Origin of the sequence: Microbacterium sp. 3J1 (assembly GCF_001049495.1) — a bacterium.
In the GTDB taxonomy this organism is placed as follows: Bacteria; Actinomycetota; Actinomycetes; order Actinomycetales; family Microbacteriaceae; genus Microbacterium.
The window spans coordinates 19,447-31,535 of sequence record NZ_CDWI01000002.1 but is presented as its reverse complement, the minus strand read 5'-3'; the positions used below and the strand labels follow the sequence as shown (position 1 = coordinate 31,535).

The window sequence follows — 12,089 nt, the reverse complement described above, 5'->3', positions numbered from 1 at the left end:
GCGCGTCGACCGGACTACTTGCCGACCTTGAGCATGTATCCGAAGCCGCGCTTGGTCTGGATCACGGACTCCTCGGTGTGCGGGTCGATCTTGCGGCGGAGGTACGAGATGTAGCTCTCGACGATGCCCGCGTCGCCGTTGAAGTCGTACTCCCAGACGTGGTCGAGGATCTGCGCCTTCGACAGCACCCGGTTCGGGTTGAGCATCAGGTAGCGGAGGAGCTTGAACTCGGTGGGGCTGAGCTCGATCGACTCCTTGCCGACCTGCACGTCGTGCGTGTCCTGATCCATCGACAGCTCGCCCGCCCGGATGATGGACTCCTCGTCGGCCTGCATGGTGCGGCGGAGGATCGCCTGCGCGCGGGCGACGATCTCGTCGAGGCTGAAGGGCTTCGTCACGTAGTCGTCGCCGCCGGCGTTGAGCCCCTCGATCTTGTCCTCCGTGCCGTCCTTCGCGGTGAGGAAGAGGATCGGGGCGGTGAAGCCCGCGCCGCGCAGGCGCTTCGTCACGCTGAACCCGTTCATGTCGGGCAGCATGACGTCGAGGATGATGAGGTCAGGCTCCTCCTCGAGCACGGCCGAGATGGTGGCGGCGCCGTTGGCGACCGTCTTCACCTGGAACCCGGCGAAGCTGAGACCTGTGGAGAGCAGGTCGCGGATGTTGGGCTCGTCGTCGACGACCAGGATGCGCGCATCAGTCATGACCCCATTATGGTGACATCGGCCATGGGATTGCTGGTGATCCGTCGGAGCGGCGGGGACGCCGACGGCGGAGCCCCGCACGCAGCGGAACGCGTTCGTGGTCAGGCGGCGATCGCGTCCGCATCCATGATCGTGTAGCTGTAGCCCTGTTCGGCCAGGAATCGCTGACGGTTCTGGGCGTAATCCTGGTCGATCGTGTCGCGCGCGACGAGCGTGTAGAAGCTGGCGGTGTGGCCGGACTGCTTGGGGCGCAGAAGACGCCCCAGACGCTGCGCCTCCTCCTGACGGGAGCCGAACGACCCGGACACCTGGATCGCGACCGAGGCCTCGGGGAGGTCGATCGAGAAGTTCGCGACCTTCGACACGACCAGCAGGGAGATCTCGCCCTCGCGGAACGCCCGGTAGAGCTCCTCCCGCTCGTCGATGGGCGTGGCGCCCGTGATCTGCGGCGCGTTCAAGGACTGCGACAGGGAGTCGAGCTGGTCGAGGTACTGGCCGATCACGAGGATCCGCTCGCCCTCGTGCTTCGCGATGAGCTCGCGCACCGCCTGGATCTTGGCGGGGGCGGATGCGGCGAGCCGGTAGCGCTCGTCGTCGGTCGCCGCCGCGTACTCCAGCCGATCGGTCGGGGGCAGGTCCACCCGCACCTCGTAGCAGGCGGCGGGGGAGATGAAGCCCTGGGCCTCGATCTGCTTCCACGGGGCGTCGAATCGCTTGGGACCGATGAGGCTGAAGACGTCGCCTTCGCGGCCGTCCTCTCTGACCAGCGTCGCGGTGAGGCCGATGCGGCGGCGAGCCTGCAGGTCGGCGGTGAGCTTGAAGACCGGCGCCGGGAGCAGGTGCACCTCGTCGTACACGATGAGGCCCCAGTCGAGAGCGTCCAGCAGGGCGAGGTGGGCGTACGCGCCCTTCCTCTTCGCCGTGAGGATCTGATAGGTCGCGATGGTGACCGGTTTGACCTCCTTGGCCTGACCGGAGTACTCGCCGATCTCCTCGGGGGTGAGGCTGGTGCGCTTCAACAGCTCGTCGCGCCACTGACGCGCGGACACCGTGTTGGTGACGAGGATCAGCGTGGTGGTCTTCGTGGCGGCCATGGCGCCGGCGCCGACGATCGTCTTGCCGGCACCGCACGGCAGCACCACGACGCCCGAGCCGTCCTTCGAGAACGCGTCGACGGCGTCCTGCTGGTAAGGCCGGATCTGCCAGCCGTCCTCGGCGAGCTCGATCTCGTGCGGCGTCCCCGGGGTGTATCCCGCCAGATCCTCCGCGGGCCAGCCGATCTTCAGCAGCTCCTGCTTGATCTGCCCCCGGGCCCAGGCGTCGACGACGAACGTCTCGGGTGACGGGTGTCCGATCAGCAGCGGCTGGATGCGCTTGTTGTTCGCCACCTGCGCGAGGACGGCGGGATCGTTCGAGCGGAGGATGAGCGTGCCCTCGTCGTCGCGCTCGATGACCAGCCGGCCGTATCGGTTGACCGTCTCGCGGAGGTCGACGGACACGGACGGGGGCACCGGGAAGCGCGACCAGCGGTCGAGCGTCTCCAGCATGTCCTCCGCCGTGTGGCCCGCGGCACGTGCGTTCCACAGCCCGAGCCGGGTGATCCGGTACGTGTGGATGTGCTCGGGAGCGCGCTCGAGCTCGGCGAAGATGGCGAGCTCATGGCGGGCGCTCTCGGCATCGGCGTGGGCGACTTCGAGCAGCACGGTGCGATCGCTCTGGACGATCAGGGGGCCATCAGACATAGCTGTCCAGTTTACTGCGCGATCACGGAGGCGGCGCGGATGCTCGACACCGGGAGGGTGCGCTCGACGTCGGCCGTGCGGTCGCGTCCGCGGAGCCGGCCTCCGCCCAGACCTGTCGCCTCGAGCACGAGTTCCCGCGTAGACCCGTCGGGCATCCCGACCGTCACCTTCAGCACCGCTCTGGCCCGCACCGCCGCCTCGAGCTCGCGGTCGAGCCACGCGGCGTCGGCGTCGGGACCCTGGTGCGAGCGGAGCGCGGCGATGAGCGGACCATGGTCGACGGTCGTGGATCCGTCGGCGGGGGCCACCGGTGTGCGCTCACCGCTGATCACCATGCCGTCCTCGTCGACGAGCGTCGCCGGGTAGCGAGCGTCGATGAGCGCCCAGTAGACGGTGTCGCGGCCCACCCGGGTGGTGATCGAGCCGACGTGCTTGGTCAGGGCGAGCGGCCGCAGCGTCTGGTCGACCGCCATGGCTTCGATCAGGTGCGGATCGCCGCTCTCGATACGGGTGCGGCCGGTCTCGGGATCCGTCGACACCTGCACGAGGCCATGCCGCTGCGCCGTCTGGGTGACCAGGTAGCGCAGCGGCTGCGGGATGCCGGTGAGCGACAGCGTGTCGAGGAAGGCGAGGATCGACTGCTCGGTCTCGCCGGCGACGAGAGCACGGGCGATGGATTCGGGGGAGAAGCGATAGGTGGACGCCTGCGCCGCGGACTCACGGGACGCGATCGTGCGCAGGCGCACATCCAATGCGGGGGCCAGGGGGCCGGGGGAGATCGCGCTCAGGTCGTTCTGAAGGAAGATGCGGTCGACCTCGGCGGGGAGCAACCGGGTCAGCGGCTCGGGGTCGACCCGGTCTCCACGACGGAGCGGCCTCGTCCACTCCGGCTCGCTGTCCCCGTCGGCGAGGAGCCCGAGAAGTCGGGCGCGACCGAGCAGCGCTTCGGCGCGGGCGGCGCCGGCGGGGTCCCACGGATGCGCGTGCGACCACGCCGTCGTGGGGATCCACCCGCCGTCCGCACTGCGGACGCCGCGAGGGAGCGAACTACGGAACGCCGTGACCAGACCGCTCCAGCGGTCGGCGACCGAGGATCGCAGCCACTCGTCGGCGTGGGCCGTCGTGCGCAGCCTCCGTTCGTCGGCATGCACGAGTCCGGCGTCCGCGGCGATCGCGATGAGGTCGTCGATCGACTCGGCGGCGACCCCCGCCTCGTTCAGCAGGCGCTTCTCGGCGGCGCTCACCGTCCCTCCGGTGAGCAGCGCGAACGGCTTGGCGCGGGCGAGGAGCAGGAGATCCGCGAGCGTCGACACCGTGGTGAACGCGCGCTCCGCCGCATGCGCCTGCTCGGCGTCGTCCGATGCCCTGGGCGCCGCCGCCTCGGGGAGGACGGGCTTCTCGCGTTCGGACACGGCTGTGGCCACGGGAGGCGGCGGCGTTCCGTCCGGTCGCAGCAGGGCCAGGCGCTCGAGGGTCGTCCGCTCGGAGGAATCGGACGCCGCCCTGCCGGCCTCGACGGCATCGGACAGCACGACGGCCTCGGCGATCGACAGCGTCGGCAGGATGCGCGCGATCGAGGCGGGATCGAGCAGCGCCTCCGCGGCGTCGAAGAAGTCCTGCCACCCGGCATCGGTACGCACGCGACGCGCGTCGAAGAGTGCGGCCAGCTCCGCATCGCTCGCCGCGGCCAACCATTCGGCCAGCGGACGTGCGTGCGTGCTCATGCCGGATTCCTCAGGGGCGCGACGCCGCGCGACTCTTGCGGATGAAGCTCATCGCCAGCAGCACGATGATCATCACGAAGGCGAGGGGGAGTCCCCAGTACGGCACGGCCGCGATGACCGGCCATGCCCCGCCGCCGAAGTCCTCCTGCTGCATCCCGACAGCGGTTCCGACGATGATCGCGAAGAAGCACACGACGGATGCCGCGGCGATGCCGAGGGCGCCGAAGGCCAGGATGCGATCGACCCGGCGAACGGGTACATCCGGGTCGGGAGTATGCGTGCTCATCCGTCTCAGCCTAGTCGCTGGTGGGGGAAGCGGTTCGGCGGCGCGACCTTCGGATTCTCTGCTCCCCGACCGGTAGGCTGGGTGTGGCGGCGAATGCCGTCATCCAGCTCCACACCGATTCAGCGAGGTGTCTCCCATGCCCACCGGCAAGGTCAGGTTCTACGACGAAGACAAGGGTTTCGGCTTCATCGCCAGCGATGACGGCCAGGACGTCTTCCTGCACGCTTCGGCCATGCCCGCGGGCACGGCCGTGAAGGCGGGTGCACGCGTGGAGTTCGGCGTGGCCGACGGCAAGCGCGGGCTCCAGGCGCTCTCGGTGCGGGTGCTCGAGGCGCCGCCCAGCCTTGCCAAGGCGAAGCGCAAGCCCGCCGACGACATGGCCATCATCATCGAGGACCTCGTGAAGCTGCTCGACGGCATCGGCGGCGACCTCCGTCGCGGTCGCTATCCCGCCTCCGGCCACGGTCGCAAGATCGCCGCCGTTCTCCGCAAGGTAGCCGATGACCTCGAAGCCTGACCTCGATCAGCGTCTGGTCGACGCTCACGATCTCGCGCTCGCTGCGCTGCGCGAGATCACTCCCGCGACTTCGATCGGGCCCGCCGCGGGCTACCTCCCCGAGGAGGACGGCTCGGTGTCGCTCCGCTTCGAGAACCGACTGTCCGGCTACCCGGGCTGGTACTGGACGGTGACGGTCGCACGGGTCGATGACGAGGAGCCGACCGTCCTCGAGGTCGAACTGCTTCCCGGCGAAGGAGCGCTGCTCGCTCCCGAGTGGGTGCCCTGGGCGGAGCGCCTCGCGGAATACCGGGCCCATCAGGTGGAGCTCGCCGAGCAGGCCGCTGCGGCGGCCGACGGAACGGCAGCCGATGCGGATGCGGGTGCGGATGCGCTCGAGGGCGACGACATCGATGACGACGATCTCGACGACGAGGAACTCGATGACGAGCTCGACGACGACGACGAACTCGACGACGACGAACTCGACGATGACGATGACGATGACGATGACGATGACGACCTGGACGAGGACGAACTCGCGGCCGAGCCGCGTGTGCTTCACGCGGGCGATCTCGACGGCGTGGACATCGACGAACTGGACGACTCCGCCGATGCGGATGACGACGAGTCGGACGACGCGGATGACGCGGATGACGACGACGAGTCGGATGACGACGAGTCGGATGACGACGAGTCGGACGATGATGACGAGTCGGACGACGACGCCGATGACGACGAAGACGACGCGTCCGACGAAGAGGAGTGACGCCGTCGGGGTTCGCTTCCCCGACGCAGGGTGACGACGACGAAGGGGCCGCGTGTTCACGCGGCCCCTTCGTCGTACCCGGGTGAGTCCCGGTGGGTGGTCAGTCGCCCTGGTGCGCGAGCACGTGGTCGATCGCCCGGGTGAGCTGGCGGACGTCGTCCGGCTCGATCGAGACGAACGTCGCCACCCGCAGCTGATTGCGACCGAGCTTTCGGTACGGCTCGGTGTCGACGATCCCATTGGCGCGCAGGGTCTTGGCCACGGCGGCAGCGTCGATGGTCTCGTCGAAGTCGATCGTGACCACCACGGGGGAGCGATGCGCGGCATCGGAGACGAAGGGCGTCGCGACGGCGGATGCGGCGGCCCAGTCGTACAGCACGCCCGAGGACTCGGCGGTGCGCGCGCCCGCCCAGGCGAGGCCGCCGTTCGCCAGGATCCAGCTCAACTGGCTGTCGAGCAGGTGCAGCGTGGTCAGCGCCGGGGTGTTCAGCGTCTGGTTCAGGCGCGAGTTGTCTACGGCGTTCTTCAGGCTGAGGAACTCGGGGATGTAGCGGCCGGAGGCCGCGATCCTCTCGATGCGGTCGATCGCCGCCGGCGACACGGCCGCGAACCACAGTCCGCCGTCGGAGCCGAGGTTCTTCTGCGGCGCGAAGTAGTAGACGTCCGCCTGGGTGAGATCGAAGTCGATGCCGCCCGCCGCGCTGGTCGCGTCGATCACGGTCAGTGCGCCCTCGGCGGCGACCCGCTCGACGGGGGCGGCGACACCGGTCGACGTCTCGTTGTGCGGCCACGCGTAGACGTCGACGCCGTCGACGATCTCCGCCGCCACCCGCGAACCGGGCTCGGCCTTGCGGACATCGGGCGCTTCGAGCCACGGAGCGGCGGCCGCCGCGGCGAACTTGCCGCCGAACTCGCCGAACACGAGGTTCTGGCTGCGCCGTTCGATCAGACCGAACGCCGCGGCATCCCAGAACGCCGTCGAGCCGCCGTTGCCGACGATGATCTCGTAGCCCTCAGGAAGGCGGAAGAGAGCGGCCAGCTGCTCGCGGACGCTGCCGACGAGGTTCTTGACCGGCGCCTGGCGATGCGAGGTGCCGAGGAGCGTCGGGCCGGCAGCGAGCAGCGCATCGAGCTGCTCGGCGCGCACCTTCGAGGGACCGCATCCGAAGCGGCCGTCAGCGGGCAGGAGGTCTCGGGGAATCTCGATCGCCATGCGTCCGAGTCTAGGGCGTGCCGTCCGCTGCGATTCACCGCGTGACGCCCGATGTCCGCACGGGAATGTAGGCTTGCCTAACGAGACTCGGAGGGCCTTATGACGGACTTGATCGACACCACGGAGATGTACCTCCGCACCATCCTCGAGCTCGAAGAGGAGAACATCGTCCCTCTGCGCGCGCGTATCTCCGAGCGCCTCGGTCACTCCGGCCCGACGGTGTCGCAGACGGTGGGCCGCATGGAGCGAGACGGTCTCGTCGTGGTGTCCGAGGACCGCACTCTCGAGCTCACCGACTCCGGTCGCCGCAAGGCCGTCGACGTGATGCGCAAGCACCGTCTCGCCGAGCGCCTGCTGTCCGACGTCATCGGGCTGGACTGGGCCTATGTGCACGAAGAGGCCTGCCGCTGGGAGCACGTCATGAGCGAGCAGGTCGAGCGCCGTCTCGTCGAGCTCCTCGGGCACCCGACGGAGTCCCCGTACGGCAACCCGATCCCGGGGCTCGACCAGCTGGGCGACCTCCCGGCCCGCACCTTCGACGAGGGCGTCATCGGCCTCGTGCAGAAGCTCAACGCCGCGGGCGCCCCGATCGAGGGCACCGTGCGCCGCCTCGCCGAGCCCGCTCAGGTCGACCCCGAGCTGCTCGAGCAGCTCCGTGACGCCGGCGTCGTGCCGGGCGCGAAGGGCGACTACCGCTTCAACGAGGGCTACGTCCTCATCCAGATGGAGGGCAAGGACGACGGTCTCGAGCTCCCGGTCGAGCTCGCCTCGCACATCTTCCTCGTCGGGGAACCGGCCTGATCGGACGGGATCCCGTGGCGCTGAGCCGCGGAATTCCGCCTCTCCGACGATTGCCAGGTTCGCAGGGTGACACGATCGTTATCTTCGGGTAGCCTCGGACAGGTCGTCCGCGAAAGCCCGCAGGCGATACCCGAGAGGTCTCGCCTTCCAGGCTCGTCGCCCTCTCGGTAGGAACGCACAAAGTACCCGAAGCTACATTCGTGCCACGAGAGCAGAGTGCCGACGAGCCAGCGCTGCCCGAGCGCGCAGGCGCAGGAGGATTACGTTTTGGTCAGAGACATCGAGTCGCCCGCGAAGACATCTGAAGACCGTGCAGTAGCCCGCACCGCCCGTGCGGGGATCAACGCCCGCAAGGCAGTGAAGCCGCTGCGGTCGATCGCGATCTTCGGAGCGGTCGGCGCCCTCGTCGCCGCCGTGGCGCTTCCGGCGTACGCGTCGTCGAAGCCGGCCGAGACGGCCACGACGGTCCAGCAGATGGCCGCCGTCGACGCGCAGTCCCTCGTCGTGGCCTCTGACGCCACCTCCGCATCGCTGAGCCGCGGCACGTTCACGGCCACCACGCCCGACGAGATCGAGAAGAAGAAGGCGGAGGAGGCGGCAGCAGCGCGTGCGGCAGCCAAGGCCGCGACCGCCGCCGCCGCCACGTCGGCCGGCAGCAGATCCTTCGACATCGGCAACTACGCACTCGTCTCCCCGGGATCGGGCGAGGTCCGGTATCCGCTGCCTCAGGGCTCGTACAGTGTGAGCCGCACGGTCGGCGGAGCGCACCAGGGTGCCGACATGCTCGCCCCTGCGGGAACTCCGATCTACGCGGCTGCGGCCGGCGTGGTCCGCGCATCGGCCGAGAGCATCGGCGGATACGGCGTCGCCGTGATGCTCGACAGCGTCATCGGCGGTCAGCGCGTCCAGACGACCTACGGTCACATGATCTACGGCTCGCGCCAGGTGCAGGCCGGCGAGACGGTCGCCGCCGGACAGCTGATCGGTTTCGTCGGCAGCACCGGTCGTTCCACCGCGAACCACCTGCACTTCGAGGTCTGGGTCAACGGCGGTCTCATGGAGCCGATCGCCTGGCTCGGCGCGAACGCCGGCTGAGCATCGACCGACCCCGGCTGAGCTCCGACTGAACCCGGTCGAGCCTCTGCCGAACGGGTTCATGCGAGCGCGCCCGTGCAGCTCGGAGGGAACACGCCCTCGGGTGTTCACCGGGAATTCGGCCCCCGCCCCTCTGCGATGGGTTAGCCTGAACCCGTTGTCGCACAGGCGGGAGAAGCTGATGGAGCGAATACCGTGCATCCGAACCATGGATGCCCTCGGTCGTCACGTCCTTCAGCATCGGCCGCAGGGACGCCACGGTGCTGCCGTGCGCACAAGGCGCTGTCTGTAGACAGCGCCTTTTTTCGTCCCTGTGATCGATTCCGCTCCGTGCGGCTTCGTGTGAGTCGAGAGTGCCGGGAAGCCGTCCCGGCGGATCGAGAGGATGACGATGCGCACACTGGTACTGAACGCGGGATACGAGCCTCTGGCGATCGTGTCGTTCAAGAGAGCTCTGGTCCTTGTCATGAATGACAAGGCGACGGTCATCGAGCGCGTGGAGGATGATCCCGTCTGGGGCAGCCACGGCGTGTACGACCGGCCTGCGGTCATCATCCTGTCGCGCTACGTGCGCATCCCCCTCAGCAGACGAGTGCCGGTGACCCGGCGCGGTGTGCTGCGCCGGGACGACCACCGGTGCGGCTACTGCGGCAAGGCGGCGTCGACGATCGACCACGTGCTGCCGCGGTCGCGCGGCGGGGCGGACTCATGGGAGAACCTCGTCGCCTGCTGCCTGCGCTGCAACAACGTCAAGAGCGACCGCACCCCGCAGGAGATGCGCTGGGAGCTGCGGTTCACTCCCCGGCCCCCTCGCGGCACCTCCTGGACGGTGCGCGGCAGCGAGCGCAGCGACCCTCGCTGGGAGCCGTACCTGGCCCTCGCGGCCTGAGCGGCGCTCGGGTGCGGAGCGAGTCCCGGGTCCGGAGAGGGGCTCGGGCGTCCTTTAGACTGGACTCCGCGCCCTCGTAGCTCAGCAGGATAGAGCAGCCCTCTCCTAAAGGGCAGGTCGCTGGTTCGAATCCAGTCGAGGGCACCACTCCGCGGTCAGCGCTCAGTCCTGACCGCGGCGCCACAGCTTCGACGGCCACCAGATGACCTTGCCGAGGTCGTAGGCGAGCGCGGGCACGAGCAGCGATCGCACGACGAAGGTGTCGAGCAGCACGCCGAAGGCGACGATGAACGCCAGCTGCACGAGGAACAGGATCGGGATCACCGACAACGCGGCGAAGGTGGCGGCGAGCACGAGGCCGGCCGAGGTGATCACCCCGCCCGTGATCGAGAGTCCCCTCAGCACCCCTTCTCGGGTGCCGTGCTGCAGCGACTCCTCGCGCACACGCGTCATCAGGAAGATGTTGTAGTCGATGCCGAGAGCGACGAGGAACACGAATCCGTAGAGCGGGACGGCCGGATCGGCGCCCGGGAAGTCGAACACGCCGTTGAAGACGAGCGCCGAGACGCCCATCGCGGTGCCGAAGGACAGCACGGTCGTGATGATCAGCAGCACCGGGGCGAGGATCGAGCGCAGCAGCAGCATCAGGATGAGCATGATGACGACGAGGATCACCGGGATGATCAGCGTGCGGTCGTGGATCGACGCGTCGTTCGTGTCGATCGCCGTCGCGGTCACGCCGCCGACGAGCGCGTCGATCCCGTCCAGCTCCGAGCGCAGGTCGCGCACCGTCGATGCCGCGGCGTCCGAGTCTGCGGCATCCGTGAGCGTGCCCTGCAGCAGGACCTCGCCGTCGACCACGGTCGGCTCGGGCGCGGGTGTTCCGGGAGGGCCCACCGCGGTGATGCCGTCTGCGGTCACGGGGGCGGATCCGCTGGGAGAGTCCGCGGAGGTCACGGTGACCCCGTCGACTCCGTCGCTGGCCAGCAGCACGTCCGCCGCGTCCTGCAGGCTGTCCTCCGCGACGATCACGGAGACCGGGCTGCCCGAGCCTCCGGGGAAGTGCTCGCCGAGGGCGACCTGGCCGTCTCGGGCCTCCGAGGCGCCGAGCACGAGATCCGACTGCGGCACTCCGACGGCGTTGAGCTGCAGAACGCCCGAGGCGCCGGCGAGGAGCACGAGTGTGGTGACGACCCAGATCAGGCGCGGTCGCTTCGTGATGAGTCGCGCCAGTCGCGCCCAGAGTCCGGTCTTGCGCATGCCGTGCTCCTCGGCGACGACCTCGGGCTCGAACTTCGGTCGACGGGGCCAGAAGACCGCGCGCCCGAACAGCAGCAGCAATGCGGGCAGAAGGGTGAGGGCGGCGAGCATCGCGAACACGATGCCGATGGCGGCGACGGGGCCGAGGGTGCTGTTCGACTTCAGGTCGCTCAACAGGAGACACAGCAGTCCGGCGATCACGGTGCCGCCGGACGCCACGATCGGCTCGAACGAGCCCTTCCACGCGGCGAGCACGGCGGCGCCCTTGTCCTGAGCGACGCGCAGTTCCTCGCGGAAGCGCGCCACGAACAGCAGGGCATAGTCGGTGGCCGCGCCGATCACGAGGATGAACAGGATGCCCTGGGTCTGCCCGCTGAGCAGCAGCACCTCGAACTTCGCCAGCCACCACACCACCAGGAGCGCGACGCAGAGCGCGAAGAGGCTCGTCGACAGTACGACGATCGGCAGCAGGAACGACCGGTACACGAGCACCAGGATGACGAGGACGGCGAGCAGGGCGACGCCGAGCAGCAGCCCGTCGATGCCGGCGAAGCCCGCCACGAGATCGGCGCTGAATCCTGCGGGGCCCGTGATGTACACGGCGACGCCGTCAGGGGCGGCGTCACGCAGCTCGTCGCCCAGGGCTACGACCGCATCCGCGAGCTCCGCGTCGCCCTCGATGGGGATGAATGCCTGCACGGCACGGCCGTCGTCGGAGGTGAGGGCGGGCGAGACGTCCTCGCTCACGCCCTCGACGGACGGCGCGTCCGCGACGGCATCCGAGATGGTCTGCAGTTCTGTGTCGGTGAGTTCCGCATCGGAGACGAACACGGCGATCGCCGGGATGGCGTCGCTGTCGGTGAACTCCCCGAGAAGCTGCTGCACCTGCGTCGCGTCCGCGGACTCCGGGAGGTAGCTGGTCTGGTCGTTCGACGACACCTCGTCGACCTTGCCGAACAGCGGCCCGCCAAGTCCTGCGCCGACGAGCCAGACGAGGATGAGGGCGACGGGGATGAGCACGCGCGCCCAGGAGTGCCGCCGGGTGCGCTGGCGGGGCGTGGGGCTCGGGGCGTGATCGGGGCTGGGCATCGGATGCCTCTCGGAGAAAGGGGG

At 69.2% G+C, this 12,089-nt stretch carries 11 protein-coding genes and 1 tRNA gene; 6 read left to right on the top strand and 6 right to left on the bottom strand.

The features are described 5' to 3' along the window. Nucleotides 1-14: 14 nt before the first annotated feature. From BN2660_RS01375 to BN2660_RS01360, 4 genes are all read right to left on the bottom strand, one after another. Complete coding sequence (locus BN2660_RS01375) at nt 15-701, bottom strand: response regulator transcription factor (RefSeq protein WP_091226319.1); 687 nt, start codon at nt 699-701, stop codon at nt 15-17. A 101-nt stretch (nt 702-802) separates the two neighbouring features. Then, nucleotides 803-2,443 carry a DNA repair helicase XPB gene (locus BN2660_RS01370; protein WP_091226316.1) on the bottom strand — a complete coding sequence of 547 codons (1,641 nt, stop codon included), beginning with the start codon at nt 2,441-2,443 and terminating at the stop codon, nt 803-805. Nucleotides 2,444-2,454: 11 nt separating this feature from the next. Then, a complete protein-coding gene (locus BN2660_RS01365; RefSeq protein WP_091226313.1) occupies nt 2,455-4,167 on the bottom strand; it encodes a helicase-associated domain-containing protein in 1,713 nt (570 codons plus the stop codon). A 10-nt stretch (nt 4,168-4,177) separates the two neighbouring features. Next, nucleotides 4,178-4,453, bottom strand: a complete 276-nt coding sequence (locus BN2660_RS01360; protein WP_091226310.1) for a multidrug ABC transporter ATPase — start codon at nt 4,451-4,453, stop codon at nt 4,178-4,180. A 136-nt stretch (nt 4,454-4,589) separates the two neighbouring features. Here BN2660_RS01360 and BN2660_RS01355 point away from each other — a divergent pair, with 136 nt between their 5' ends. Both BN2660_RS01355 and BN2660_RS01350 read left to right on the top strand, forming a co-directional pair. Next, a complete protein-coding gene (locus BN2660_RS01355; protein ID WP_091226307.1) occupies nt 4,590-4,970 on the top strand; it encodes a cold-shock protein in 381 nt (126 codons plus the stop codon). After that, nucleotides 4,954-5,718, top strand: coding sequence for a DUF3027 domain-containing protein (locus tag BN2660_RS01350; protein WP_091226304.1), 765 nt, complete (start codon nt 4,954-4,956; stop codon nt 5,716-5,718). The genes BN2660_RS01355 and BN2660_RS01350 overlap by 17 nt, the downstream gene beginning before the upstream one ends. A gap of 100 nt (nt 5,719-5,818) precedes the next feature. Here the strand turns inward: BN2660_RS01350 and serC are convergent, their stop codons facing one another. After that, nucleotides 5,819-6,931: a phosphoserine transaminase gene (gene serC, locus BN2660_RS01345; RefSeq protein ID WP_091226302.1), complete on the bottom strand. Its 1,113-nt coding sequence runs from the start codon at nt 6,929-6,931 to the stop codon at nt 5,819-5,821. A 99-nt stretch (nt 6,932-7,030) separates the two neighbouring features. Here serC and BN2660_RS01340 point away from each other — a divergent pair, with 99 nt between their 5' ends. The 4 genes from BN2660_RS01340 (at nt 7,031) to BN2660_RS01325 (ending at nt 9,863) form a co-directional block, all read left to right on the top strand. After that, entirely contained in the window at nt 7,031-7,732 is a 702-nt protein-coding gene (locus BN2660_RS01340) for an iron-dependent transcriptional repressor DtxR (RefSeq protein ID WP_091226300.1), read from the top strand. A gap of 267 nt (nt 7,733-7,999) precedes the next feature. Further along, nucleotides 8,000-8,827 carry a M23 family metallopeptidase gene (locus BN2660_RS01335; RefSeq protein ID WP_091226297.1) on the top strand — a complete coding sequence of 276 codons (828 nt, stop codon included), beginning with the start codon at nt 8,000-8,002 and terminating at the stop codon, nt 8,825-8,827. A 391-nt stretch (nt 8,828-9,218) separates the two neighbouring features. Next, complete coding sequence (locus BN2660_RS01330; protein WP_091226539.1) at nt 9,219-9,716, top strand: HNH endonuclease; 498 nt, start codon at nt 9,219-9,221, stop codon at nt 9,714-9,716. 70 nt (nt 9,717-9,786) lie between these two features. After that, a tRNA-Arg gene (locus BN2660_RS01325) sits at nt 9,787-9,863 on the top strand. A gap of 15 nt (nt 9,864-9,878) precedes the next feature. On the opposite strand, the gene BN2660_RS01320 is transcribed toward BN2660_RS01325, so the two are convergent. Beyond that, nucleotides 9,879-12,065, bottom strand: coding sequence for an MMPL family transporter (locus tag BN2660_RS01320; protein ID WP_091226295.1), 2,187 nt, complete (start codon nt 12,063-12,065; stop codon nt 9,879-9,881). Between the last annotated feature and the right edge of the window lie 24 nt (nt 12,066-12,089).